Source organism: Modestobacter excelsi, assembly GCF_005930495.1.
GTDB lineage: Bacteria > Actinomycetota > Actinomycetes > Mycobacteriales > Geodermatophilaceae > Modestobacter > Modestobacter excelsi.
On the sequence record NZ_SJEX01000059.1, the window covers coordinates 1 to 24,984 of the forward strand.

Genomic DNA, 24,984 nt, shown 5'->3' on the forward strand with positions numbered 1-24,984 from the left:
GGGTGTCATCTTCACAGTGTTACGGCGGTCATGGCGAAAGGGAAACGCCCGGTCTCATTCCGAACCCGGAAGCTAAGCCTTTCAGCGCCGATGGTACTGCCCGGGGGACCGGGTGGGAGAGTAGGACACCGCCGGACATAACTCCAGGAACGGGGTCACAGCAATCTGCTGTGACCCCGTTCCTGCATTCCCCGGCATTGCCCGGGCTGCGGGATGGGAGTTCGCTTTCCGCGCCGAAAGCAACCCCACCACCTCACCGGCACCGGTCCCGCGCTCCCACGCCCGCAAACACCCCTACTCACGCGCGAAAGCGCGGGGGTGGCGGTGCGAGGACGCGGTCCCCGTCATCGGGGTTGCGTCCTGACGGAAATGTCAGCCGCTGGGACTTAGGGGTTGAGAAGCGGCCGGTCGTGGTGGTGTTGTCCGGCATCAAGGAACCGTGCGCCGCAGGCCCAGGGAGGCGAGCGCTGCGGCGGCCACCGCGATGGCGGCCGGCAGTGCGATGGCAGCGGTGGCCGTGGGCAAGTCGCCGAACCAGGACCAGATGTCCGCCCACGTCTCCCGCCAGGTTGCGTAGACCGCGACAGCGCCACCGAGCAGGAGGGTGAGCAGGGCGAGGGCGTAAAGGCCCGGCGCGCCCCAGGGCTTGACGACGACGCCGATCCCGATGCCCAAGAAGGCGCAGGCCAACATTGGTACCGTGTAGACGACGAACTGCAGCAGCGGGTTGCCGACGTCCACCGCGCCGGGGGCCAGAAGTCGAGTCCGACACCCAGCCCCCGTCGCGTCCTCGATGGCAGCGAGGGCCGTGAGCGCCACTCCGTAGCCCACGGACTGGATGGCCGCACGCAGCGCCGTCCCCAGGTAGTAGTGCCGCCGGCTCAGGCTCAGCCCCATGGCGAACGGGAACATCTGGTGACCGACTGGGTGAACACGATCAGCACGGCGATGTGGAGGGGCGCCGGGCCGCCGGTGAACCCGTCACCGGGTGAGGTCGGAGCGACGTCCCCCTGGCCCCAGATGGCCGCGTTGATGGCGAAGGACGACGCGACGACCGCCCAGCGCACCCCGATGCTGAGCGCCGGGTGGACGAGCTGCATGCGCGCGGCGGCGGTCACGCGGTTCATGGGGGGGGGCTCCCAGCAGATCGGACGGGGCGGGGAGGTGGCGCGGTCGGTCGTGGTGGAGCGCAGGCTCATCGCGACCACGAGCTGCTGGATGCTGGTCGGCTCGGCGGTCAGGCCCAGGTCCGTGGCCATCCGGCGGGCGGTCGCCGTCCCGGTGCGGATGATCGCCCGGGACTGGCCGGCCAGCGACTCGGTCGTGACCAGCTCATGGGCAGCCCCGGGGGTGGCCACCTGGCGGGAGGGTCCCGAGACGGTGAGCGCCGGGCCCGCAGGGTCTCCGCATCGGCGTCGAGCAGGACCCGGCCGTGGCCGGTCGTTGGAGGAGGGCGCCTGCCTCTCCTCGGCGCGCGAGCCGTCGACGACCGCGTCCTCCAGCTGGAGGGCGATCTGCCGGAGGATCGGGCCGGCGTCCTCGTTCATGCCGGGCCAGGTCGAACGAGACGAGCCCGGCGGCTCGCTGGTTCATCACTCATGTGATGAACCGTGGAACCACCGGGCTCGGCGGGGCAAGCTCTTCCTCCGCGGGCGTCCCCGCAGGCGGGTCAGGCCGGGGCGCCGTCCTCCGGCTCGGAGCCGGCCGACTGGTCCGGCTGACCGGCCAGGATGAGGTAGAGCGCGCGCCGGGCCTCGGCGAGGACGCGCCCGGCCGCCGCGAGCTGGGCCTGGTCCCCGACCCTGCCCAGCTGGTGGGCGGCGCCCATGAGCTCGCCCATCAGCGCCCGCAGGTCGGGCGCGTCGGCGTCACCGGCGAACGCGGCGAACGGGTCGACGGCGCCCAGGCCGGCGAGGTGCTCCCGGCCGGCCTCGGTCAGGGTGACCAGCTTGCGACCGCCGTCGACCGCGACGGTGACCAGGCCCTCGTCCTCGAGCTGGGCGATGGTGGGGTAGACCGCGCCGGGGCTCAGTCGCCAGGCGCCGCCGGTGCGCTCGGCCACCGCCTGCATGAGCTGGTAGCCGTGCATCGGCTCGTCGGCCAGCAGGAGCAGGAGGGCGGAGCGGACGTCGCCGCGGCCGGCCCGGCCGTGCCGGCCGCGGCCGCCACGAGGCCCGCCGCGGTGGCCGCGCGGGCCTTCGCCGAACGGTCCGCCGGGACCGCCGAAGGGACCACCGCCGAAGGGGCCACCGCCGAAGGGCGGGTGGTGCCGGCGACCTTCCCCGTCGGTGCGGGCGCTGTCGAAGCGCTCCCGGCCCGGGTGGTCGTGCGGGTGGTGCCGATGGTCCCCGGCATCCGCGCCGGGAGTGGGGGAGTGGTGGTGGCGGCTGTGCCGCGACCACGGGGTGGTGGGCTTCATGTCCGACCTCCGAATGTCGTTGATGCAGTCACGATATATCGCGACATGGCATGGACGCAAGGACCTGAGGACGCAACAGGGCTGTCACACGGCTCGGCTACCTTCCGGGTTCCACTCCACTCCGGGATGCCAGGAGGTCGACGACCGTGCTGCTCTCCCCGCACGAGCAGGAGCGGCTGATGCTGAGCTACGCCGCCGAGCTCGCCCGGCGTCGTCAGGCCCGGGGCCTCCGGCTCAACCTCCCCGAGGCGACCGCGATCGTCACCGACCACGTGCTCGAGGGCGCCCGGGACGGCGAACGGGTCACCGACCTCATGCAGTCCGGCCGCACCGTGCTCAGCCGGGACGACGTCATGGACGGCGTCCCCGAGCTGCTGGAGGAGGTGCAGGTGGAGGCGACCTTCCCGGACGGGACGAAACTCGTCACGGTCCACCAGCCGATCCCGTGAGCGGCGAGCCCGTGGTCCCCGGCGAGGTCATCCCCGCCGCGGGGTCCATCGAGACGCTGCCCGGGGCGCCGCGGATCGAGCTGGCGGTGCGCAACACCGGTGACCGACCCGTGCAGGTCGGGTCGCACTTCCACTTCGCCCAGGCCAACGCCGCGCTGGCGTTCGACCGCGCGGCCGCGCACGGGCACCGGCTCGACATCGCCGCCGGGACAGCCGTCCGGTTCGAGCCCGGCATCCAGCGGACCGTCGTGCTGGTGCCCCTCGCCGGTGCCCGGGTCGTGCCGGGTCTGACGGCCGAGGGAGGCCTGGGCTGATGGTCCGGCTGTCCCGCGAGCGCTACGCCCAGCTCTACGGTCCCACCACCGGCGACCGCATCCGGCTGGCCGACACCGACCTGCTCATCGAGGTCACCGAGGACCGCAGCGGTGGCCCCGGCCTGGCCGGCGAGGAGGCGGTCTTCGGCGGCGGCAAGGTGATCCGCGAGTCGATGGGCCAGGGGCGCGCCACCCGCGCCGAGGGCGCACCGGACCTGGTCATCACCGGCGCGGTGGTGCTGGACCACTGGGGGGTCGTCAAGGCCGACGTCGGCATCCGCGACGGCCGGATCGTCGCCCTGGGCAAGGCCGGCAACCCCGACACGATGGACGGCGTCCACCCCGACCTGGTCATCGGCCCGGGCACCGAGGTGCTCTCGGGCAACGGCAAGGTCCTCACCGCCGGCGGCATCGACTGCCACGTGCACTTCATCTGCCCGCAGATCGTGCCCACGGCCCTCGGCTCCGGCATCACCACGCTGATCGGCGGTGGCACCGGCCCGGCCGAGGGCTCCAAGGCCACCACCATCACCCCCGGGGACTGGTACCTCGCCCGGATGCTCGAGGCGATGGACCCGCTGCCGGTCAACGTCGCCCTGCTGGGCAAGGGCAACACCGTGTCGCTGGACTCGCTGGAGGAGCAGCTGCGGGCCGGTGCCAGCGGCTTCAAGCTGCACGAGGACTGGGGCTCCACGCCGGCCGCCATCGACGCCGCGCTCACCGTCGCCGGCCGCAACGGCGTCCCGGTCGCCCTGCACTCGGACACGCTCAACGAGGCCGGCTTCGTCGAGGACACCCTGGCCGCGATCGCCGGCCGGAGCATCCACGCGTACCACACCGAGGGTGCCGGAGGTGGTCACGCGCCGGACATCATCACCGTCGCCGGGCACCCGAACGTGCTGCCCAGCAGCACGAACCCGACCCGTCCGCACACGGTGAACACCCTGGACGAGCACCTGGACATGCTCATGGTCTGCCACCACCTCGACTCGAGCGTGCCCGAGGACCTCGCCTTCGCCGAGAGCCGGATCCGCCCGACCACGATCGCCGCCGAGGACCTGCTGCACGACCTGGGTGCCATCTCGATGATCGGCTCCGACGCGCAGGCGATGGGCCGGGTGGGCGAGGTCGTGCTGCGCACCTGGCAGACCGCGCACGTGATGAAGCGCCGCCGCGGCGCGCTGGCCGGCGACGGCGCCGCGGACAACCTGCGGGCCCGGCGCTACGTCGCCAAGTACACGATCTGCCCGGCGGTGGCCCACGGCATCGACGGCGAGGTGGGGTCGGTCGAGGCGGGCAAGCTGGCTGACCTGGTGCTGTGGGAGCCGAAGTTCTTCGGGGTGCGGCCGCACGTCGTGCTCAAGGGCGGGATGATCGCCTGGGCGATGATGGGCGACGCCAACGCCTCGATCCCGACGCCGCAGCCGGTGCTGCCGCGGCCGATGTTCGGGGCCTCCGGCACGGTCCCGGCGCGGACGTCGCTGCACTTCGTCGCCCCGGCGGCGCTGGAGGCAGGACTGGCGGACCGGCTGGCGATCGACCGGCGGCTGGCCGCCGTCAGCGACACCACCCGGCTGGGCAAGGCGGACATGCCGGAGAACACGGCGCTGCCGGACATCCGCGTCGACCCGGACACCTTCACCGTCTCGGTGGACGGCGAGGTCTGGGAGCCCGACCCGGTCGGCGAGCTGCCGATGGCGCAGAAGTACTTCCTCTTCTGATGACGGCCGCGCTGCTCACGCTGGCCGACTCCCGGCTGCCGGCCGGAGGGCACACGCACTCCGGCGGGGTGGAGCAGGCGATCGCCGCCGAGCTGCTCACCGATCCGGCGTCGCTCGCCCTGTTCCTGCGCCGCCGGCTGACCACCTCCGGGGCGGTCGCCGCCGGGCTGGCTGCGGCCGCGTGCCGGGCCGTGGACGACACCGACGTGGTCGCCGCGCTGGCCGCGCTCGACGCGGAGGCCGACGCGCGCACCCCCGCACCGGCACTGCGGGCCGCCTCACGGCAGCAGGGGCGCGGGCTGGTCCGGGTCGGTGGCCGGGCGTGGCCGCACCCGGCGTGGGCGGCCCTCCCGGTGCAGCCGCACCACCCGCTGGCGCTGGGGGTGGCGGCTGCCGCCGGTGGGCTCGCCCCGCGCGATGCCGCCGCGGCGGCGGCGTACCTGTCCGTCTCCGGTCCGGCCACCGCCGCCCAGCGGCTGCTCGCCATGGACCCGATCACCGTCGCCGCCGTCACCGCCCGGCTGGGCCCGGAGGTCGACGCGGTGGCCGCGGCCGCCGTCGACGGGCTGCCGGCGGCCGCCGACCCACTGCTGGACCTGCTCGCCGAGGTGCACACCGTCCGCACGGACCGGTTCTTCGCCTCATGACACCCACCGGGAGTGCACATGCCGCCTGACCACAACCTGGACGACTACGTCGACCCCTACGACCCCGGGCACCGCCACGGCGGGCCGCTGCGGGTGGGGCTCGGCGGCCCGGTGGGCTCGGGCAAGACGGCGCTGGCCGCCGCGCTGTGCCGAACGCTGGGCGCGGAGTACGACCTGGCCGTCGTCACCAACGACATCTACACCACCGAGGACGCCGACTTCCTGCGCCGCAACGCCGTGCTGCCCGACGACCGGATCGAGGCGGTGCAGACCGGCTGCTGCCCGCACACCGCGATCCGCGACGACATCACCGCCAACCTGGACGCCGTCGAGCTGCTGGAGTCCCGGCACCCGGGGCTGGAGCTGGTCCTAGTGGAGTCGGGCGGGGACAACCTCACCGCCTCGTTCAGCTACGGCCTGGTCGACGTGCAGGTTTTCGTCGTCGACGTCGCCGGTGGGGACAAGGTCCCCCGCAAGGGCGGCCCGGGCGTCACCGCCTCGGACCTGCTCGTGGTGAACAAGACCGACCTCGCGCCGCTCGTGGGCGCCGACCTGGGCGTGATGCGCCGGGATGCCGACGCGGTGCGCGGGGGCAAGCCGACGCTGCTCATCTCGCTGCGGGAGGACCCAGCGGCGACCGAGGTGGCCGCGTGGGTGCGCGGGGAGGTCCGCGCGAGGGCGCTGCAGTCGACGTCGTGAGGACGCGGGTGGAGGTCGTCGCGCGCCGGGACGCACGCGGGCGCACGGTGCTGCCGGTGGTGCGGGCCAGCGGCCAGCTCGCCGTCCGGCGGACGGGGGAGGGCGCGGTGCACCTGGTCGCGACGGCCTTCGGCCCGCTGGGCGGGGACGACGCGGAGGTCCGGCTGGTCGTGGAGGAGGGCGCGCGACTGTCCGTGCACTCCGTCGCCGCCGCCGTGGTGCTGCCCGCGCGGGGCGGGTCACCGCCGTCCCGTCAGCTGGTGCGGGCCGAGGTCGCCGGCGTCCTGCACCTGACCCCCGAGCCGACGGTCGTCACCGCGCGCGCCGTCCACGTCGCCGAACTGCACGCCGAGCTGGGCGAGGGCGGGGAGCTGACCGCGACCGAGCAGGTGCTGCTCGGCCGGGCGGGGGAGGCGCCCGGGCGCTGGACCGGCACGACCCGAGTCGTCGTGTCCGGCCGGCCCGTGCTGCACACCACCGTCGGGCTCGGCCCCGGCACGCCCGCCTGGCTGCCGCCGGTCGCGCCGCGGGCCTACGTGTCCACGGTCCGGATCGGAGAGCCGCGGGCAGCGGTGCAGACCGGGGTGGACGCCGTGCGGTTGCCGCTGCCCGGTGGCTGGGTGGGCACCGCCTGGGCCGCTGAACTGCACGAGGCGGTGGCCCGGCTCGCCGGGGTCACCCGCGAGCGGGACCTGGAGGTGGCGCGGTGAGCGGGGCGTTCGTCGTCCGGGCGCGGCGGGTGGTGCTCCCCGACGGGGAGCGGCCGGCGGCGGTACACGTCCGGGACGGCGTCATCGAGGCGGTGACCGGCTTCGAGGAGGCGGGCGACCAGCCGGTGACCCTGGCCGAGGGCGAGGTGCTGCTGCCGGGCCTGGTCGACAGCCACGTGCACGTCAACGAGCCCGGGCGGACCGAGTGGGAGGGCTTTGCCTCGGCGACCCGGGCGGCCGCGGCCGGCGGGATCACCACGATCGTGGACATGCCGCTCAACTCGATCCCGCCGACGGTCGACCTCAAGGCCCTGCAGGTCAAACGACAGGCGGCACAGGGGCAGCTGAGCGTGGACGTCGCCTTCTGGGGCGGTGCCGTGCCCGGCAACGCCGGCCAGCTCCAGCGGCTGCTCGCCGACGGCGCGGTCGGGGTGAAGTGCTTCCTGCTCGACTCCGGCGTGCCCGAGTTCCCGCCGCTGGACGACGCCGGCCTGCGGGCGGCGCTCACCGCGCTGGCCGAGGTCGACGGGCTGCTCATCGCGCACTGCGAGGACGACGACGTGATCGCCGCAGCGCCCGACCCGGGCGGGCCGCGCTACGCGGACTTCCTCGCCTCCCGCCCCGGCGCGGCCGAGGAGACGGCGATCGGCCGGCTGGTCGCCGCTGCCCGGGACACCGGTGCCCGGGTGCACGTCGTCCACCTGGCCGACGCCGGTGCGCTGCCGATGCTGCGGGCCGCCCGGGCCGAGGGCGTGCGGATCACCGTCGAGACCTGCCCGCACTACCTGACCTTCAGCGCCGAGGAGGTCCCCGACGGGGCGACGGCGTTCAAGTGCTGCCCGCCGATCCGCGAGGCGTCGCACCGCGAGGCGCTCTGGGCCGCACTGGCCGACGGCGACATCGACCTGGTGGTGAGCGACCACTCGCCGTGCACCCCGGAGCTCAAGCGGCTCGACGTGGGCGACTTCGCGTCTGCCTGGGGCGGCATCGCCGGCCTGCAGGTGACCCTGCCGGTGGTCTGGACCGGCGCCCGCGCCCGCGGGCTGACGCTGGGTGACGTCGTGCGGTGGATGTCCGCGGCGCCGGCGGCGCTGACCGGGTTGGCCGGCAAGGGGGCGATCGCCGTCGGCAAGGACGCGGACCTGGTCGCCTTCGCCCCTGACGAGCAGTGGGACGTCGCCGGGTTGCACCACCGCAACCCGGTCACCCCCTACGCCGGCCGGCGCCTGACCGGCGTCGTCCGGCGCACCTGGCTGCGTGGTCGGGAACTGGCAGCGACGGGAGCCCCGCTCGGCCGGCTGATCAGCCGAGCGGGACCCTGAGCGTCAGCTCTGCCGCTCTTCTTCGGCTGCCTGGTCGAGGATCTTCGGGTCATCGTCGACCCCGCCGGCCGGGTCGGCGTTCCCGAGCGCCGTCTCCGCCGGGAGCTGCTCGACGTGCTGCTTGGCGCGGGCCTTCAGGTCGTCGTCCGGACTCGTCATGCCGTTCCTCCTGCAGATCGATGGTCGGTCGAGCCTCCCCTACCCTCGCGAGGCGGGGGAACCCTCCCCGTACGAGGACTTGGAGACGGATGAGCGACTTCACCGAGCTGCCCGACCTCGCCCGGCGGGACCTGGGTGGGGCCGTCGTCGCGGCGAACGACGAGTTCTTCGCCGCGCGGGAGAACCTGGTGCTGCCGCACCCCGCCGTCGCGCGCACCGAGTTCGGGCACAAGGGCAAGGAGTACGACGGCTGGGAGACCCGCCGCCGGCGCAGCCCGGGCCACGACTGGGCGATCGTGCGGCTCGGCGCCCCGGGGATAGTGGCCGGGGTCGTCGTCGACACCGCGTACTTCACCGGCAACTTCCCGACGCAGGCCTCGGTCGAGGGCGCCGCCGTCGAGGGCCACCCGTCGGCCGACGAGCTGCAGAAGGCCGACTGGCAGCCCCTGCTGCCGCTGTCGTCGCTGGCCGGCGACACCGCCAACCAGTTCGCCGCCTCCTCCGACCGCCGGTACACCCACGTGCGGCTGTGCATCCACCCCGACGGTGGGGTGGCCCGGCTGCGGGTGCACGGCACCGTCGTCCCGGACCCGCGGCTGGTCGACGCCGGCCCGTTCGACCTGGCCGCGCTGGAGAACGGCGGCCGGGTGACCGGGGTGAGCGACGCCCACTACGGCAGCCCGCACCAGCTGGTCGGCCGGGGCCTCGCCCGCTCGATGGGCGAGGGCTGGGAGAACGCGCGCCGCCGGGGCCCGGGCAACGACTGGGTCGACGTCGTCCTGGCCTGCGAGGGGGTGGTCGGCCTCGCCGAGCTGGACACCTCGTACTTCCTGGGCAACGCGCCGGGATCGGCGTCGCTGACCGGTCGCACCGCCGACGGCACGGAGGTCGTGCTGCTGCCCCGCACCCGGATGCAGCCCGACACCCGGCACCGTTTCGTGCTCGACGGCGGGACCGGGGTGCGCAGCGTGCGGCTGGACGTGTTCCCCGACGGCGGGATGGCCCGGCTCCGGCTCTGGGGCCGGCCGACCGTGACCGGCCGGGCGGAGCTCGGGCGGCGCTGGTTCGACGCGCTGCCGGACGTCACCGCGCTGGAGGTCCTCGGGTCGGTCGGTGTCGACCCCAGCGAGGCCGGCCGGCTCGTCGGCCGCCGTCCGGTCGGCGGTGAGCTGCCCGCAGCGGTCGCCCGGCTGGTCCTCGGTCAGGGCTGAGCGCAAGGCCACCCACCCGTTCGGGGCATCCAGCGGGGCGCCACTCGGGACGATCACCTCCTCGACGCCCACCCGGCCCGAGAGCAGGCAGCAGATGACCCAGCGGTCCACCGCACCACCGCGCGTCGCGGTGGCCGTCGCGTGCGGTGTGCTGCTCGGCTGCCTGCTGGCGGCCGTCCTGCTGCCGGCGACGCCCGCCTCGCACGTCTCGGACGTCGCGCAGCTCCTCGCCGCCGCCGCCGCGGCCGCGACGACCGCCCGGTACGCCCGGCGCACCGCTGCCGGGCGGGTCCGCGGCGCCTGGGTGCTGGTCTCGCTGGCGTGCGCCGCCTGGTCCGCCGGCGAGGCCTGGTGGAGCTGGGCTGCGGCCACCGACGACCTCGTCCCCTTCCCCTCGCCGGCCGACGTCGGCTTCCTCGGCTTCGCGGTGCTGGCCGCGGCGGGGCTGCTCCTGCACCCGGCCACCGGCGGGAGCTCGCAGTGGCAGCGGTTCCTCGACGGCCTGATGACCGCCGGCGCCGTGAGCCTGGTCAGCTGGCTGACCACGCTGGAGTCCGTCAGCCGGGCCAGCGGTGGCGCCGGACGCGCGGAGAGCCTGCTGCTGCTGGCCTACCCTGCCTCCGACGTGCTGCTGGTGGTGGTGACCGTCCTGCTGCTGACCCGGACCCGCGGGAACCGGACGGCGCTGCACCTGATGAGCCTCGGGGTCGTCTGCCTGGGCGTGGCCGACAGCGCCTTCGCGTACCTGCAGACGGCGGGCGACTACGACGGCGGCCTCGTGGACCTGGGCTGGGTCGGCGGGTTCCTGCTGATCGCCCTGGCCGGGCTGAGCCGCCGGTCCGCCGAGTCGCCGCCGGACCCGTGGACGGCCGGCGAGGTCGGTGCGCCCAGCCGGCTGGCGCAGGTGCTGCCCTACGTCCCGGTCGTCGTCGCGCTGTCGGTCGTCGTCGGCTTCACCATGCTCGGCCGCCCGCTGGCCCGCGGCGAGATGCTCGTCGCCTGCCTGGTGGTCGGCTGCGTCCTCGGCCGGCAGTTCCTCACCGTGCGGGACAACGTCCGGCTCACCGGCGACCTGGCGTCCCGGGAGCGCCAGCTCCGGCACCAGGCCTTCCACGACCCGCTCACCGGCGTGGCCAACCGGTCGCTGTTCCAGGACCGGCTCGAGCACGCCCTCGCGCTGCACGCCCGCGACCGCCGGTCGCTGGCCGTCGTCTTCCTCGACCTGGACGACTTCAAGGCGGTCAACGACTCCCTCGGGCACATGGCCGGCGACGAGCTGCTGATCCGGGTGGCCGAGCGGCTGACCGGCACCCTGCGCACCGGCGACACGATCGCCCGGCTGGGCGGCGACGAGTTCGCCGTCCTGCTCGAGGACGGCGGGGACCCGCTCGGCTCGGCGCAGCGGATGGCCGATGCGCTCGGCCAGGCCTTCGCCCTCGCCGGCCAGGAGCTGACCGTGCACGCCAGCATCGGGGTCGCGGCCCTCGCCGCGGACGACCTGACCGTCACCGCCGACCAGCTGCTGGGCCGCTCGGACGCGGCGATGTACGCCGCCAAGCGCGCCGGCAAGGGCCGCATCGCCGGCTTGCGGGAGCCGGTCCCCGCCTCGAGCTGAGGAGCCGGGTCAGGAGGTCCCGGTGAGGTGCTCCGGCCGCACCGGGACGCGGGCCAGCGGCAGGCCGGTCGCGGCCCGGATCGCGGCGAGCACGGCGGGTCCGGAGGAGATGTTCGGCGCCTCCCCGACCCCGCGCAGCCCGTAGGGGGCGTGCGGGTCGGCGTACTCGAGCACCTCGACGCGCATCGGCGGCATGTCCAGGATCGTGGGGATCAGGTAGTCGGTGAACGAGGGGTTCACGACCTTGCCGTCCCTGATCAGGATCTCCTCCATCACCGCCAGCCCCAGGCCCTGCGCCGTCCCGCCGTGGATCTGGCCGACGACCGCCTGCGGGTTGACGGCCTTGCCGACGTCCTGCGTGCAGGCCATCTCCACGACCTTGACCAGCCCGAGCTCGGTGTCGACGTCGACCACCGCCCGGTGCGCGGAGAAGGCGTACTGCACGTGCGCGAACCCCTGGCCGGTCTCCGGGTCGATCGCCTCGGTGGGGCGGTGCCGCCACTGGACGGTCTCCTCGACCGCCTCGCCGCCGAGCAGGTCGGCCAGCGGGACGGCGATCTCCTCGGCGTCGGACACCACCTGACCGCCGGCCAACCGCAGGTCCGGGACGGGGCGCCCGACCAGGCGCTCGGCGCGGGCCAGCAGCTGACCGCGCACCGCCTCGCAGGCCGCCTTGACCGCGCCGCCGGTGACGTAGGTCTGCCGGGACGCCGAGGTCGACCCGGCCGAGCCGACGGTCGTGTCCTTGGGGTGCACGGTGACCTGCTCCACGCCCAGCTCGGTGCGGGCGATCTGCTGCTCGACGGTGACCAGCCCCTGGCCCACCTCGGCCGCCGCGGTGTGCACGGTGGCCGTCGGCTCCCCGCCCACGACCTCCAGCCGGACCCGGGCGGTCGAGTGGTCGTCGTAGCCCTCGGAGAACGCGACGTTCTTGTAGGCCACGGCGTAGCCGACGCCGCGCCGCACACCCTCTCCGTGGGTGGTGTTGGAGACCCCGCCCGGCATGTGCCGCAGGTCGACCTCACCGTCGGCCTCGGCCGGCAGCGGCATCGCCTCCAGCCGGCGGAGCAGCTCCGCGACCGGTGCCGGGCTGTCGATGACCTGGCCGGTGGGGGTGGCCGAGCCCTGCTCCATCGCGTTGCGGCAGCGCAGCTCCACCGGGTCCATGCCCAGCTCGGCGGCGAGCGCGTCCATCTGCGACTCGTAGGCGAACGCGGTCTGCACCGACCCGAAGCCGCGCATCGCACCGCACGGCGGGTTGTTGGTGTACGCGCCGTAGCAGTCGACGTGCACGTTCGGGACGACGTAGGGGCCGATGCCCATCGTGCCGCCGTTGCCCACCACGGCCGGGGTGGAGGAGGCGTAGGCGCCGCCGTCGAACCAGATCGCGGCCTTCACGTAGACGAGCTGCCCGTCGCGGGTGGCGCCGTGCTCGTACCGCATGGTGGCCGGGTGCCGGTGCACGTGGCCGAAGAAGGACTCCTCGCGGTTGTAGGACATCTTCACCGGCCTGCCCGTGCGCAACGCCAGCAGGCAGGCGTGCACGTGCATCGAGAGGTCCTCCCGGCCGCCGAACGCACCGCCCACGCCGGCCAGGGTCAGCCGCACCTGCTCCGGCGGGAGCGCCAGGGCCGAGCAGATCTGCCGCTGGTCCACGTGCAGCCACTGGGTGGCGACGTAGAGCTCGACCCCGCCGTCGTCGGCGGGGACGGCGAGCCCGGACTCCGGACCCAGGAACGCCTGGTCCTGCATGCCGACCTCGTACTCGCCGACCACCACCACCTCGGCCGTGGGCTGCGGGTCGCCGGTGCGGACCTTGAGGTGCCGCACCAGGTTGCCCTCCGGGTGCAGGTGCGCGCTCTCCCGGCTCAGCTCGGTGACCTCGGCGTCGGACTCGTGCAGCGCGTCCGTGGTCGGGTGGCCCAGCGCCGTGCGGGCGTCGGTGACCGGTTCCCAGACCTCGTAGTCGACCCGGATGAGCGCGGCGGCCCGCCGCGCGGTGTCCGGGTGGTCGGCGGCGACCAGCGCGACAGGTTCGCCCTGGTACCGGACGACGTCCACGGCGAGCACCGGCTGGTCGGCCAGCTCCAGGCCGTAGACCTTCTCCCCGGGCACGTCCTCCGAGGTGAGCACCGCGTGCACCCCAGGCAGCTGCGCCGCCGCGCTGGTGTCGATCGCGACGACGCGGGCATAGGGGTGCGGGCTCCGCAGCGTCACCCCCCAGAGCATGTCCTCCATCCACAGGTCGCTGCCGTAGGCGAACTCGCCGCGGACCTTGAGCACGCCGTCGGGCCGCTGGGCGCTGTCGCCCACCCCGCCGCTGCCCGGACCGGTCAGGTGCGCCGGCGCGCCGGTGGGGGTGCGGGTCGGGGTGCTCATCGGTCGCCTCCCATCCGGTCCGCCGCCAGCCGGACGGCGTCCAGGATCTTCTCGTAGCCGGTGCACCGGCAGAGGTTGCCGGCCAGCGCCTCCCGCGTCTCGGCGTCGCTGGGCCGGCCGGTGCGGGTGATCAGGTCGTGGGTGGCCACCAGCAGACCCGGGGTGCAGAAGCCGCACTGCACGGCGCCGGCGTCGACGAAGGCCTGCTGCACCGGGTGCAGGGCGTCGGCGTCGGCCAGCCCCTCGACCGTGCCGACCTGCCGGCCCTCGGCCTGCCCGGCGGCGACCAGGCAGGCGCAGACCGGCAGGCCGTCGAGGTAGACGGTGCAGGAGCCGCACTCGCCCTGCTCGCAAGCGTTCTTCGAGCCGGGCAGGCCCATCCGCTCGCGGAGCACGTAGAGCAAGCTCTCGCCCTCCCAGACGTCGTCCACCTCCTGCTCGGTGCCGTTGACGGTGCAGGTCAGACGCACGTCATGCCCCCTTCGCGTCGTTGCGGTAGTCGGTCCAGGCCCAGGTCAGCGCGCGCCGCGCCATGACCGACAGGGCGTGCCGGCGGTAGGCGGCGGTGCCGCGGACGTCGTCGATGGGCGACGACGCCGCCGCGACCAGCTCGCCGAACCGGCGGGCGACCTCGGTGGGGAGCTCGGCGCGGGACTCCCAGAGGGCGTCGAGCTCGCCGGCCAGGAACTCCTCGGCGGCGGGTGCGCGGCGCGGGGTGGGCGCCGCAGAACCGATGGCGGCGCCGACCGTGCGACGGTCCGGGTGCAGGGCCAGGCCGAACGCCGCGACGGCGATGACCATCGCGTTGCGGGTGCCGATCTTGCTGTACTGCTGCGGGCCGCTCGGCGGGGTGACGTGGACCGCGGCGATGAGCTCGTCGGCGTCCATCGCGGTGCGCTTCACCCCGGTGTAGAAGTCGGTGACCGGGATCCGCCGGCTGCCGCGGACCGAGGCCACCTCCACCACCGCGTCGGCGGCGAGCAGTGCGGGGTGCGCGTCCCCGGCCGGGGAGGCGGTGGCCAGGTTGCCGCCGACCGTGCCGCGGTTGCGGATCTGCGGGGAGCCGATCGTCCGCGCCGCCATGGCCAGGCCCGGCAGCCGGTCGCCGAGCTCGGTGATGACCCGGGCGTAGCTGACGCCGGCGCCCAGCCGGACGGCGCCCGCCCCGGTGGTCCACTCCCGCAGGTCGTCCACCCGGGTCAGGTCCAGCAGCAGCGCGGGCCGCAGGTGGCCGAAGTTGATGCCGACCATGACGTCGGTGCCCCCGGCGATCGGGACGGCGTCCGGGTGGGCGGCCTTCGCCTCCAGTGCCTCGGCCCAGGTCGCGGGCTGCAGGAACTCCATCGTCGGTCTCGCCTCCGGTGCAGGGGACGGCCACGGTAACGCTCCGGTGTTCCGGTGCGATGACCTGTCGGTGCGCGCGCCGACACATCCCGTGGGCAGGATGCGCCCGTGCAGACCGCTGACCTCCTCGTGCACGACGCCGAGCTGATCGCCACCGTCGACGACGCCCGCCGGGAGATGGCCGGGGGGTGGGTCGCCGTCACCGACGGCGTGGTGACCGCCGTGGGCGGCCCGGGCGACCCGGTGCCCGAGGCCGTGCGGCGGGTCGACGCGCGCGGCTGCCTGGTCACGCCCGGGCTGGTGAACACCCACCACCACCTGTACCAGAACCTCACCCGCGCCTACGCCCCCGCGCTGACCGGCGGGCTGTTCGACTGGCTGGTGACCCTCTACCCGCTGTGGGCGCGGCTGGACGAGGAGGCCGCGTACACCAGCGCCTACGTCGGCCTCGCCGAGCTGGTGCTGTCGGGGTGCACCACGTCGACCGACCACTCCTACGTGCACCCGCGCGGCGCCGGCGACCTGATCGGCGCGGAGGTGGCGGCGGCCCGGGAGCTCGGCGTGCGGTTCCACCCCACCCGCGGGTCGATGTCGCTGTCGGTCAAGGACGGCGGGCTGCCGCCGGACTCCGTCGTCCAGGACGACGACACGATCCTGGCCGACTCGCAGCGTCTGGTGGACGCCCACCACGACCGGACGCCGACGTCGATGACCCGGATCGCGCTGGCGCCGTGCTCGCCGTTCAGCGTCTCGACCTCGCTGATGACCCGCACCGCCGAGCTGGCCGAGACCCTCGACGTCCGGCTGCACACCCACCTCGCCGAGACCCAGGACGAGGACGCGTTCTGCCTGGAGACCTTCGGTCGGCGCCCGGTGGACCACCTGGCCGACGTCGGCTGGATGACCGACCGGACCTGGCTGGCGCACGTGGTGTGGCCCTCGGCGGCCGAGGTGGAGCGGCTGGGCGCCGCGCGGGTCGGGGCGGCGCACTGCCCGTCGTCGAACATGATCCTGGGCAGCGGGCTGGCCCCGGTCGCCGAGCTCCGGGCCGCCGGTGCCCCGGTCGGACTGGGCGTGGACGGCTCGGCCTCGGCGGACTCCGCGTCGCTGTGGCTGGAGGCACGCACCGCGATGCTGCAGGGCAAGCTCCGGCACGGCGCCGCGGCGATGTCCGCGCGGGACGCCCTGGAGATCGCCACCCGCGGCGGGGCGGCGTGCCTGGGTCGCCGCGGGGAGATCGGGCAGCTGTCGGTGGGGGCGTGCGGCGACCTGGCGGTGTGGTCGCTCGAGGGCGTGCGGTTCGCCGGGGCGCTCAGCGACCCGGTGGAGGCCTGGCTGCGCTGCGGGCCGGTGTCCGCCCGGGAGACCGTCGTCGCCGGCCGGCTCGTGGTCGCCGACGGCGCGGTCACGCACCCCGGGCTGGACGAGCAGCTCGCCGTCCACCGCCGGGTGTCCCAGCGGATGCAGGCCGCCTTCTGACGCCCTCCGGCGGCCCCGTCCAGAGGCTCGCCCCGAGCTTGCGAGGGGTGAGGGGGACGGGGTCCTTTCTCAGCGTTGCAGGGAGCCGCGGGCGACGGACACGCCGGAGTGGGTCGGGTCGCCGTCCATCGGCTCCACGGAGACGTCGACCAGCGGGTAGGCGCCCAGGTCGAGCCCGTCGGGCAGGGGCAGCACGGTGTCGCCGCGGTGCACGGCGCCGACCGGCACCATCCGGACGGCGTCGGGCTGCAGCAGCCAGACCTCGTAGTAGCCGTCGGGCAGCGACGGCGCATCGAGGTCGACCTGCAGCGAGCGGACGCCGTCCACGTCGCGCACCTCGGCCCGGCCGGAGGCGTCCTCCGCGGGGAGCGGGTCCAGCGCCGCCGTGGCCACCACGGACCCGCTCCCGTCCTCGTCCCGGGTCAGCGCCACGGCCCCGCCGCCGACGACCCCGCCGACGAGGACGGCGGCGGCGATCGTCAGCCAGCGGGTCCGCGACCGCCGTGGCCGCAGCGGCACGACCTCGGCCCCCGACGACGGCGGCACGACCTCGGCCCCCGACGACGGCGGGACGGCGGAGACGCCGGTGGCCGCGGCGATCGCCGTCCAGACCTGCGGGGGCGGGGTGACCTCCGGCGCGGTGCCGGCGAGCTCCGGCACCGCCAGGACCTCGACCGGACGGCGGAGCGCGGCGACCTCGGCGGAGCACTGCGCGCACCCGGCGAGGTGCGCGGCGTCGGTGTCGGGCAGCGGCTCGCCGAGCGCGGCCAGGGCGAGCTGCTCAGGGGTGGAGTGCGGCACCGTCCACCTCCAAGCGGTCGCGCAGCCGTTCCAGGGTGCGTCGGATGTGGCTCTTCACGGTGCCCAGCGGGATGCCGGTCCGCGCGGCGATCTGGCTGTGGGTCAGGTCGGCGAAGAACGCGAGCTCGATGATGCGTCGTTGCGGCTGGCCGATCCGGTCCAACTCGCCGAGCAGCAGCACCCGGTCGGCGACGGCGTCGTCCACCCGGTCGGCATCGGCGGCTCGGGGCCGGGCCCGCGCGTCGGCGGCGGCCGCCTCGGCCGAGCGGCGCTGCCGGGCCATCTTCGCCCAGGTGTCGGCGATCTTGTGCCGGCAGATGCCGACCAGCCAGGCCGGCAGCGGACCGGCGGCCGGGGTGTACCCGGCGCGGCCGGTCCACGCCGCGACGAAGGTCTGCTGGGTGACGTCCTCGGCGTCCGGGCCCGGTCCGAAGGCGCGCACGGCGAGGCCGTGCACCTGCCCGGCCCACCGCGCGTAGGCCTCCGCGAGCGCCTGCTCGTCACCGGCGCAGAAGCGCCGGGCGATCTCGGCGTCGCTCGGTCCGGCAGCGGGGACGGGCGCCACCTCCCTGACCACCTCCCGACCGTAGGGCCTCATCGCCGGCAGGTGCGGCCGGGACAGCGCGGTCACGGCCCCGGTTCGGCGACGACGACGACGTTGTCCGCGTAGCTGCGCAGCTCCGGCAGGAACTCCCCGCCGCAGGTCAGCAGCACCAGCCGCGGCGGCCCGGTCCGCTGGAAGAGCGCCGCCAGCGGCAGGGCGCGCTTCTCGATCAGCTCGCGGGAGACGACCTGCCAGCGGGTGACGGCGCCGGCCGCGTCGGTCACCCGGACCTCGGCACCGGCCTCGACCTCGCGCAGCGGCGCCAGCGCGCCCAGGCCCTGCTCGGCGTCGTCCACGTGCCCGGCGAGCACCGCCGTCCCCTCGTCGGCGCCGGGTGCCGGGCCGAACCGGTACCAGCCGACCCGGTCGACGTCCTCCGGGAGGGCCATCGCGCCCGCCGGGTCCACGCCGACGGGGTCGAGCGGGGCGTCGACCCCGGCCAGCTGCAGCCGGACCGGAGCCACTCGGGGCGCGACCGCGGACGGAGCCGCCGGGTGGGCGGTCACCGCGGGTGCGGGAGAGGGGCCCTCGGACGGCGTGTCCAGCACCGAGGCGACCGGCGGCCCCGCCGCCGGGCCGGGGCGGGTCGCCGCCCACGCCGTCGGGACACCGACGGCGAGCGCGAGACCGGCGACCAGCACGGCGACGGGGGCGCGCACGGGGAGCTCAGGCCCGGGTGCCGAGCAGCCGGCGCCCGGCCAGGGCCGCGGCGACCAGACCGGCGCCGGACAGCGCGACCAGCGGCAGCGGCAGGCCGTCCCCGGTCAGGCCGCCCGAGCCACCGGGGACGGCGGAGGGGGCGGAGTCCATCCCGCTCAGCGTCTGCACGGCCAGCTGGTAGTCGGCGTCGGCCGAGCCCCAGGCGTAGACCGCGGTCACGGTGCCCTCCCCGAGCGTCAGGTCGGCCGGGCCGATCGCCACCGTGGAGGTGCCGGCCAGGACGACGTCGGCGCTGATCGTGCCGGCGGGCACGGTGAGCGTCGCCTCCTCCGGGTTGGTCAGCCCCGGCGCCACGACGGTGCCACCAGCCCGGACGTCGACGGCGGGAGCTGCCGCGGTGTGGCGCACGGTCACCCGGGCCTGCCCGGCCGGGACCGCCGACACGTCGTTGACGAACGGCGTGAGCACCGGCGTGCCGGTCTCGGTCAGGTGCGCGACCACGGTGGCGTTCGCGCCGGCCGGGACGGTGACGTCGTCGGCCTTCGCTGCGGGCGTCGTGCTGGCCGGGTCCGAACCCGCCGGGTAGATGGCCAGGTCGTAGTCGCCGGCCGGCAGGGACATCTCGTCGGTGAGCGTGCCCGGCTGGAAGTCGGGGATCAGCTCCTCGCCGTTGGCGTACACGTCGACCGGTACACCCGGGACGGCGTGCAGGACCGACACGGTGGCGGTGTCGGCGGCCTGCGCGGGCGGTGCGGCCAGGAGGACCAGGCCGCCGGCGGCGACGGCGGCCAGGGTGGTGCTGCGGGTCCGGCTCACGGTGCTTCCTTCCGGTAGGAGGGTCTGTCGACTGCTCCTTCCGCCCGGCCCCCCGATCCGGATGCAGCGACTCCTCAGCGGGCCAGCCCGGCCGCCAGCGCGTCGAGGTCGTCGAGGGTGGCGTCCACGTGCGGCGAGACCCGCAGCACCGGGCCGTCGAGTTCCGCGGGGGCGCGCTCCCGGCCCACCGCCGTCACCAGGACGCCGTGCTCGGCGTGCAGCCGCGCGACGGTCCTCGCGACGTCGACGCCGGCCGGCGGCCGCAGCGTGGTGATCGCGGTCGGGGAGTCCAGCGGCTCGACGACCGACCAGCCGCCCCGCCCGGCGAGCCGTTCCCGGGTGGCCCGGCCGAGGGCGGCCAGCCGGCCGCGCACCCGGTCCGGCCCGGCCGCCAGGTGCTCGCCGAGGGCGACCACCAGGCCGACCCGGCCGGCGACGTGGGCGTCGGCGGACTCGTACCAGCGGGCGTGGTCGACGCCGGCGCCCGCGTCGTCGAAGAGCTCCGGGCCGACCAGCGGGGTCAGCCGCTCGGTGATCCCCGGTCGCATCACCAGGAATCCCACGCCGCGGGGCCCGGCCAGCCACTTGCGGGCCGGCGCGTAGGCGACGTCGGCGCCGAGGTCGCAGTCCACCTGCCCGAGCGCCTGGGCGACGTCGAGCACCAGCGGCACACCGGCGGCGCGGCAGACCGCGGCCAGCTCTCGGCCGGGCTGGACGACACCGCGGTGGCTGGCCACCAGGGTGACGTGCACGAGCGCGGGCGGGTCGTCGCGGAGCACCCGCTCGACGCCGGCCAGGTCGGCGCGGCCGAGGTCGTCGGCCGGCAGCACCACCGGCATCAGGCCGGCGTCGGCGAGGACGGCGGCGTTGTGCCAGTACTCGCCGGGCAGCACGCCCACCCGGGTGCCGGGGGCGAGCCGCCAGCGGCCGATGAGCGTGCGCACAGAGGCCGACGCGCTCTCGGTGAAGGCGACGTCGGCCGCGGCCATCCCGACCAGCCCGGCGAGCACCGAGCGGCCTTGCTGCAGCAGGCCCTCGGCGGCGGCCTCGGCCACGTGCGCCCCCACCTCCGCCTCGTGCCGGGCGTGCCGGGCCACCGCCGCCAGCACCTGCTCGCTCTGCCGGCTGCAGGCCGCCGAGTTCAGGTGGACCACGGCCGGCCGCGGTCGGGCGGCCCGCCACCCGGTGCCCAGGTCGTCGTGCGGGAGCGCGCTCATCCTCCCGACGCTAAGGCACCGCCCGTGCGGTCGGTCACCCTGCCGGGGGCGGTGGGCTGGAGCACGCGTGGGTCCGCTCCGGCCGGGTAGGGGACGAGCAGCACGGCTGCCAGCACGGCAGCCCGGCGACGACGGATCGGGGACCAGCGGCATGGACGGGGCGCACCGGGCACTCATCGGCGCCTCGGACCCAGAACTGGTCGACGGCACGGTGGCCTTCGTCCAGGACGCCCTGGACGCCGGTGAGCAGGTCGTCATCGCCTGCACCGACCCCACCACGGAGCTGCTGCAGAAGGCGCTGGCCGACCGCCCGCAGGTCGCCTGGGCCGAGTGGGGCGAGGTGTACGGCCACGGCCCGGCTGCGGCGGTCACCGCGGTCCGCCGGCTCGGGGAGCGGCACCGCACGCCCGGCCGGCCGGTGGTGCGCGTCGTCCTCGAGCCGCTGGCCGGGCCGGACCGCGACACCTGGCGCGAGTGGCAGCGCTACGACGCCGTCCTGGACCACCAGCTCGACGAGGCGGAGCTGCTCGGTGAGGGTCCGCTGCTCGTGCTGTGCCTGTGCGACACCCGCCGGGCGGCGCCCGAGCTGGTCCAGGCCGCCCGGGACACGCACCCCTCGCTGCAGGTGGAGGGTGCCGCGGTGGCCAACCCCGGGCACGTCGACGCCGCCGAGTACCTCACCTCGCTGCCGGTGCCGGTCGAGCCGCTGGAGGAGACCGAGCCGCTGGTGCGCGCGGACTCGGTGCGCGACCTGCGCGGGCTGCGCCGGGACCTGGCCGCGCGGGCCGCGGACGCCCGGCTGCCGACGGGCACCGAGTCGGCGCTGGAGGACTTCCTGCTCGCCGTCGACGAGATGACGACCAACGCGCTGCGCCACGGCCGGCCGCCGGTCGACCTGCGGTTGTGGGTCGACGACCGGCGGCTGGTCTGCACGGTCACCGACCGCGGCGCCGGCCTGCAGGACCCGTTCATCGGCTACGGGCCGGCCCACGGCGACGACCTGTCGCTGGGCGGCATGGGGCTCTGGCTGGCCCGCCAGCTGTGCGACCACGTGGACATCACCGCCGCCGACGAGGGCGTCCAGGTCCGGCTGACCACCGTCTTGCGCTGACGTGACCGGCGCCTCCCGGGACCGCGACGACGCCGGTCGGGCCCGCAACGCCCGCCCCCGGGACGCGCTCGGCCGGCCGCTGCCCTACGGCTCGGTGGGCGAGCCGCGGGCTCCGGAGGGCGTCGTCCGCACGCCGGAGGACACCCTGCGCGAGGCGCAGGCGCTGCTCGACGCCGGCCGCCCCTTCCACGCCCACGAGGTGCTCGAGGACGCCTGGAAGACCGGTCCGGACGACGAACGCGACCTGTGGCGCGGCCTGGCGCAGCTCGCGGTCGGTCTCACCCACGCCGCCCGCGGGAACGGCCCGGGCGCGGCCACCCTGCTGGCCCGCGGGGCGCGGTCGCTGGGCACCGCGGGAGCCGCGGCGGCCCGGCACGGGGTCGACCTGACCGGCCTCGTGGCGTGGGGGGAGCGGCTGGCCGGTGCCGCAGGATCAGGCGCACCGGTCGACCTCACCCCGCCCCGGCTGACCGGCTGACCTGGCGGGTGCCCTGTGGTGGGACGACCACGGTGAGTGCCACGATGAGGGTGTGACGGCCATCACCCCTGAAGCGAGCGCCTCAGCGCCGACCGCACCGCCCGTCGCCCGTGGGCTGGTGACCTCCGCGTCCTACTCGATCACCGTCCGCCTCGCCGCCGACGGCGACCCGGCCAGCGTCGGGCGGATCGCCACTGCGGTGGGCAGCGCCGGCGGTGCGGTGACCGCCATCGACGTCGTCGAGTCCCGCCCCGACGGCCTCACCGTCGACGTCACCTGCTCGGCCGCCGACGCCGCGCACTCCGAGGAGGTCGTCGCCGCGCTCGACGCGGTCGACAACGTGCACGTCCGCAAGGTCAGCGACCGCACCTTCCTGCTGCACCTGGGCGGGAAGCTGGAGGTCGCGTCCAAGGTGCCGCTGAAGACCCGCGACGACCTGTCGATGGCCTACACCCCCGGCGTCGCGCGGGTTTGCCTGGCGCTGGCCGAGCACCCGGAGGACGTCCGCCGGCTGACCATCAAGGGCAACACCGTCGCGGTCGTCACCGACGGCTCGGCCGTGCTGGGCCTGGGTGACATCGGGCCGGGGGCGTCGATGCCGGTCATGGAGGGCAAGGCCGCGCTGTTCAAGCGGTTCGCCGACATCGACGCGTGGCCGATCGCGCTGGACACCCAGGACGTCGACGAGATCGTCCGCACCGTCGAGCTCATCGCCCCGGGCTTCGGCGGCATCAACCTCGAGGACATCGCCGCACCGCGGTGCTTCGAGATCGAGGCCCGGTTGCGGGAGAAGCTGGACATCCCGGTCTTCCACGACGACCAGCACGGGACGGCGATCTGCGTGCTCGCCGCGCTGCGCAACGCGCTGCGGGTCGTGGAGAAGCCGCTCGAGGACGTGCAGGTCGTGGTCGCCGGCGGAGGGGCGGCGGGCACGGCGATCGTCTCGCTGCTGCTGGAGGCCGGCGCCACGAAGGTGCTGGTCTGGGACCGCGAGGGCATCCTCTCCCCCGACGACGTGCGGCTCTCGCCGACCAAGCTCGAGCTGGCCCGGCGCACCAACCCCGGCTGCCGGCGCGGCGAGCTCCCCGACGCGCTCGTCGGCGCCGACGTGTTCATCGGCGTCAGCGCGGCCAACGTGATCCAGGCCGAGGCGCTGGCCGGGATGAACGAGCGGGCGGTGGTCTTCCCGATGGCCAACCCCACGCCGGACGTCGACCCGGTGCGGGCCCGGCAGTACGCCGCCGTCGTCGCCTCGGGTCGCTCGGACCTGCCCAACCAGATCAACAACGTGCTGGCGTTCCCCGGGGTGTTCCGCGGGCTGCTCGACGCCCGCGCCAAGGAGGTGCGGCCGGGCATGCTGCTCGCCGCCGCCGAGGCGCTGGCCGCGGTGGTGCGCGACGAGCAGCTCAACGCCAACTACATCATCCCGAGCGTCTTCGACCCGGCCGTCGCCCAGGCCGTCGCCGCCGCCGTGGAGCACTCGGCCCGCGCCGAGCCCGGTGCGACGGCTCCGACCACCACGGACGCCCACTGACCCGGTGACCGGCCCCTCCGCCTCCTTCGACGCGCTCACCGAGGACGCCCTGCGGTCGGCCGGCAGCCTGAAGTGGACCCGCTACGGCGACGTGATCGGTGCCTTCGTCGCGGAGATGGACTTCGGGACGGCGCCGGTCGTCACCCGCGCGCTGCACGACGCGGTGGACGCGGGGGCGCTGGGCTACCTGCCGGACGCGGCGGCCCGGGACATGGCCGTGGCCTGCGCGGACTTCCAGCGTCGCCGCCACGGCTGGGAGCTGCCGCCGGAGTGGATCACCCCGCTGGCCGACGTCACGGCGGGCCTGCAGGCCACCATCGAGCACTTCACGCCGCCGGGCGCCCCCATCGTGCTGCCCACGCCGGCGTACATGCCGTTCCTGGTGGTCCCGCGGGCGATGGGCCGGGAGCTGATCGAGGTGCCGATGGTCCGGGACGCGAGCGGCCGGCTCACCGACGACCTCGACGGGCTGGACCGGGCCTTCGCCGCCGGCGGGGCGCTGCTGGTGCACGTCGACCCGCACAACCCGACCGGGCGGGTGGCCACCGAGGCCGAGCAGCGCGGGATCGCCGAGGTGGTCGAGCGGCACGGCGCCCGGGTGTTCGCCGACGCCATCCACGCGCCGTTGGTGTACCCCGGCGCGGTGCACCGGCCCTACGCCGCGCTGTCGCCGGCGACGGCCGCGCACACCGTGACCGCCACGTCGGTGTCCAAGGCGTTCAACGTCCCCGGGCTCAAGACCGCGCAGCTGCTGCTGTCCGACCCCGCGGACGCCGCGCACTGGGCGGAGGTCGGCGACCGGACCGGGCACGGGGCGTCCACCCCGGGCGTCCTGGCCAGCACCGCCGCCTACACCGCGGGGGAGGAGTGGCTGGACGACGTCCTGACCTACTTGGACAGCAACCGCAGGCTGCTCGCGGAGCTGCTCGCCGAGCAGCTGCCGCAGGTCCGGTACACCCCGCCCGAGGGCACCTACCTGGCCTGGCTGGACGGCCGGGAGCTGGGCGTCGAGGGCTCGCTGGGCGAGTTCTTCCTGCGGGAGGCCGGGGTGGCCCTGGTCGACGGGCCGGAGTGCGGCGCCCCCGGGGCCGGGCACGTGCGCCTCAACCTGGCCACGCCCCGGCCGGTGCTGCGCACCATCGTCGCCCGCATGGCCGCCGTGGTCCCTGGGGCGGCGGGTCCTGTGTCCTGACGAGCGGGGGGCCGGAGGCCTCCCCGAGGAGGGACGTCAGCGGCTCCCCACGAGGGGGGACGGCAGCTGGACGCGGTGTCGTCCGGAGGACGACCATGCGATC

General features: G+C 75.4%; 26 protein-coding genes and 1 rRNA gene. 15 read left to right on the forward strand and 12 right to left on the reverse strand.

All coding sequences use genetic code 11. From position 1 onward, the window contains the following. Positions 1 to 20: 20 nt before the first annotated feature. Positions 21 to 137, forward strand: a 5S ribosomal RNA gene (gene rrf / locus FHL80_RS17560). A gap of 292 nt (positions 138 to 429) precedes the next feature. Here rrf and FHL80_RS17565 read toward each other — a convergent pair. The 3 genes from FHL80_RS17565 to FHL80_RS17575 all read right to left on the reverse strand — a co-directional run bounded on the left by FHL80_RS17565 (position 430) and on the right by FHL80_RS17575 (position 2,419). Further along, positions 430 to 912, reverse strand: a complete 483-nt coding sequence (locus FHL80_RS17565; protein ID WP_138734669.1) for a hypothetical protein — start codon at positions 910 to 912, stop codon at positions 430 to 432. Further along, entirely contained in the window at positions 888 to 1,358 is a 471-nt protein-coding gene (locus FHL80_RS25660) for a hypothetical protein (protein ID WP_216870828.1), read from the reverse strand. The genes FHL80_RS17565 and FHL80_RS25660 overlap by 25 nt, the downstream gene beginning before the upstream one ends. Positions 1,359 to 1,669: 311 nt before the next feature. Further along, entirely contained in the window at positions 1,670 to 2,419 is a 750-nt protein-coding gene (locus tag FHL80_RS17575; RefSeq protein WP_138734670.1) for a PadR family transcriptional regulator, read from the reverse strand. 146 nt (positions 2,420 to 2,565) lie between these two features. Between FHL80_RS17575 and FHL80_RS17580 the strand changes: the two genes are divergently transcribed. Genes FHL80_RS17580 through allB form a run of 7 tightly spaced genes read left to right on the forward strand, consistent with a single transcriptional unit; the run spans position 2,566 to position 8,281 of the window. Continuing rightward, positions 2,566 to 2,868: an urease subunit gamma gene (locus FHL80_RS17580; RefSeq protein ID WP_138734671.1), complete on the forward strand. Its 303-nt coding sequence runs from the start codon at positions 2,566 to 2,568 to the stop codon at positions 2,866 to 2,868. Next, positions 2,865 to 3,182, forward strand: coding sequence for an urease subunit beta (locus FHL80_RS17585; protein ID WP_216870829.1), 318 nt, complete (start codon positions 2,865 to 2,867; stop codon positions 3,180 to 3,182). The genes FHL80_RS17580 and FHL80_RS17585 overlap by 4 nt, the downstream gene beginning before the upstream one ends. Continuing rightward, positions 3,182 to 4,903 carry an urease subunit alpha gene (locus FHL80_RS17590; protein ID WP_138734672.1) on the forward strand — a complete coding sequence of 574 codons (1,722 nt, stop codon included), beginning with the start codon at positions 3,182 to 3,184 and terminating at the stop codon, positions 4,901 to 4,903. The genes FHL80_RS17585 and FHL80_RS17590 overlap by 1 nt, the downstream gene beginning before the upstream one ends. Continuing rightward, entirely contained in the window at positions 4,903 to 5,550 is a 648-nt protein-coding gene (locus FHL80_RS17595) for an urease accessory protein UreF (RefSeq protein ID WP_138734673.1), read from the forward strand. Before FHL80_RS17590 ends, FHL80_RS17595 begins: the two co-directional genes overlap by 1 nt. A gap of 18 nt (positions 5,551 to 5,568) precedes the next feature. Then, positions 5,569 to 6,249, forward strand: a complete 681-nt coding sequence (ureG, locus tag FHL80_RS17600) for an urease accessory protein UreG (RefSeq protein ID WP_138734674.1) — start codon at positions 5,569 to 5,571, stop codon at positions 6,247 to 6,249. Next, positions 6,246 to 6,959: an urease accessory protein UreD gene (locus FHL80_RS17605; RefSeq protein ID WP_138734675.1), complete on the forward strand. Its 714-nt coding sequence runs from the start codon at positions 6,246 to 6,248 to the stop codon at positions 6,957 to 6,959. The genes ureG and FHL80_RS17605 overlap by 4 nt, the downstream gene beginning before the upstream one ends. Next, positions 6,956 to 8,281: an allantoinase AllB gene (gene allB / locus FHL80_RS17610; protein WP_138734676.1), complete on the forward strand. Its 1,326-nt coding sequence runs from the start codon at positions 6,956 to 6,958 to the stop codon at positions 8,279 to 8,281. The genes FHL80_RS17605 and allB overlap by 4 nt, the downstream gene beginning before the upstream one ends. Positions 8,282 to 8,284: 3 nt before the next feature. Here the strand turns inward: allB and FHL80_RS25665 are convergent, their stop codons facing one another. Next, positions 8,285 to 8,440 (reverse strand): hypothetical protein, encoded by a 156-nt coding sequence (locus FHL80_RS25665; RefSeq protein ID WP_216870830.1) that lies wholly within the window; start codon positions 8,438 to 8,440, stop codon positions 8,285 to 8,287. A gap of 89 nt (positions 8,441 to 8,529) precedes the next feature. Between FHL80_RS25665 and alc the strand changes: the two genes are divergently transcribed. Together alc and FHL80_RS17620 are read left to right on the forward strand one after the other, a co-directional pair. Continuing rightward, entirely contained in the window at positions 8,530 to 9,651 is a 1,122-nt protein-coding gene (gene alc / locus FHL80_RS17615) for an allantoicase (protein ID WP_138734677.1), read from the forward strand. 94 nt (positions 9,652 to 9,745) lie between these two features. Next, positions 9,746 to 11,266, forward strand: a complete 1,521-nt coding sequence (locus FHL80_RS17620; protein WP_138734678.1) for a GGDEF domain-containing protein — start codon at positions 9,746 to 9,748, stop codon at positions 11,264 to 11,266. Between the two features lie 9 nt (positions 11,267 to 11,275). On the opposite strand, the gene pucD is transcribed toward FHL80_RS17620, so the two are convergent. From pucD to FHL80_RS17635, 3 genes are read right to left on the reverse strand one after another with little or no spacing between them, the layout of a single operon-like run. Beyond that, a complete protein-coding gene (pucD, locus tag FHL80_RS17625; RefSeq protein WP_138734679.1) occupies positions 11,276 to 13,645 on the reverse strand; it encodes a xanthine dehydrogenase subunit D in 2,370 nt (789 codons plus the stop codon). Then, positions 13,642 to 14,115: a (2Fe-2S)-binding protein gene (locus tag FHL80_RS17630; protein ID WP_138734680.1), complete on the reverse strand. Its 474-nt coding sequence runs from the start codon at positions 14,113 to 14,115 to the stop codon at positions 13,642 to 13,644. The genes pucD and FHL80_RS17630 overlap by 4 nt, the downstream gene beginning before the upstream one ends. Position 14,116: 1 nt before the next feature. Then, positions 14,117 to 14,989 carry an FAD binding domain-containing protein gene (locus FHL80_RS17635; protein ID WP_138734681.1) on the reverse strand — a complete coding sequence of 291 codons (873 nt, stop codon included), beginning with the start codon at positions 14,987 to 14,989 and terminating at the stop codon, positions 14,117 to 14,119. Positions 14,990 to 15,097: 108 nt separating this feature from the next. On the opposite strand from FHL80_RS17635, the gene FHL80_RS17640 reads away from it, so the two are divergent. After that, on the forward strand, positions 15,098 to 16,468 hold the full coding sequence (locus tag FHL80_RS17640; RefSeq protein WP_138734682.1) for an 8-oxoguanine deaminase: 1,371 nt from the start codon (positions 15,098 to 15,100) through the stop codon (positions 16,466 to 16,468). 69 nt (positions 16,469 to 16,537) lie between these two features. On the opposite strand, the gene FHL80_RS17645 is transcribed toward FHL80_RS17640, so the two are convergent. From FHL80_RS17645 to egtE, 5 genes are all read right to left on the reverse strand, one after another. Beyond that, positions 16,538 to 17,269, reverse strand: coding sequence for an anti-sigma factor (locus FHL80_RS17645; RefSeq protein ID WP_138734683.1), 732 nt, complete (start codon positions 17,267 to 17,269; stop codon positions 16,538 to 16,540). After that, complete coding sequence (locus FHL80_RS17650) at positions 17,250 to 17,846, reverse strand: RNA polymerase sigma factor (protein ID WP_246078762.1); 597 nt, start codon at positions 17,844 to 17,846, stop codon at positions 17,250 to 17,252. The genes FHL80_RS17645 and FHL80_RS17650 overlap by 20 nt, the downstream gene beginning before the upstream one ends. 50 nt (positions 17,847 to 17,896) lie before the next feature. Beyond that, positions 17,897 to 18,532, reverse strand: coding sequence for a class F sortase (locus FHL80_RS17655; RefSeq protein ID WP_138734685.1), 636 nt, complete (start codon positions 18,530 to 18,532; stop codon positions 17,897 to 17,899). 7 nt (positions 18,533 to 18,539) lie between these two features. Further along, positions 18,540 to 19,349, reverse strand: a complete 810-nt coding sequence (locus FHL80_RS17660) for a DUF4397 domain-containing protein (RefSeq protein WP_138734686.1) — start codon at positions 19,347 to 19,349, stop codon at positions 18,540 to 18,542. Between the two features lie 74 nt (positions 19,350 to 19,423). Next, positions 19,424 to 20,566: an ergothioneine biosynthesis PLP-dependent enzyme EgtE gene (egtE, locus tag FHL80_RS17665; RefSeq protein ID WP_138734687.1), complete on the reverse strand. Its 1,143-nt coding sequence runs from the start codon at positions 20,564 to 20,566 to the stop codon at positions 19,424 to 19,426. A 151-nt stretch (positions 20,567 to 20,717) separates the two neighbouring features. Here egtE and FHL80_RS17670 point away from each other — a divergent pair, with 151 nt between their 5' ends. The 4 genes from FHL80_RS17670 to FHL80_RS17685 all read left to right on the forward strand — a co-directional run bounded on the left by FHL80_RS17670 (position 20,718) and on the right by FHL80_RS17685 (position 24,881). After that, positions 20,718 to 21,677, forward strand: a complete 960-nt coding sequence (locus FHL80_RS17670; protein WP_138734688.1) for an anti-sigma factor RsbA family regulatory protein — start codon at positions 20,718 to 20,720, stop codon at positions 21,675 to 21,677. Position 21,678: 1 nt separating this feature from the next. Continuing rightward, the gene (locus FHL80_RS17675; RefSeq protein ID WP_138734689.1) at positions 21,679 to 22,155 is read left to right on the forward strand and encodes a DUF309 domain-containing protein; all 477 of its coding nucleotides are present in this window, start codon (positions 21,679 to 21,681) and stop codon (positions 22,153 to 22,155) included. A gap of 118 nt (positions 22,156 to 22,273) precedes the next feature. Beyond that, entirely contained in the window at positions 22,274 to 23,689 is a 1,416-nt protein-coding gene (locus FHL80_RS17680) for an NAD-dependent malic enzyme (RefSeq protein WP_246078763.1), read from the forward strand. 4 nt (positions 23,690 to 23,693) lie between these two features. Next, the gene (locus FHL80_RS17685) at positions 23,694 to 24,881 is read left to right on the forward strand and encodes a MalY/PatB family protein (RefSeq protein ID WP_216870831.1); all 1,188 of its coding nucleotides are present in this window, start codon (positions 23,694 to 23,696) and stop codon (positions 24,879 to 24,881) included. Positions 24,882 to 24,984: the final 103 nt, after the last annotated feature.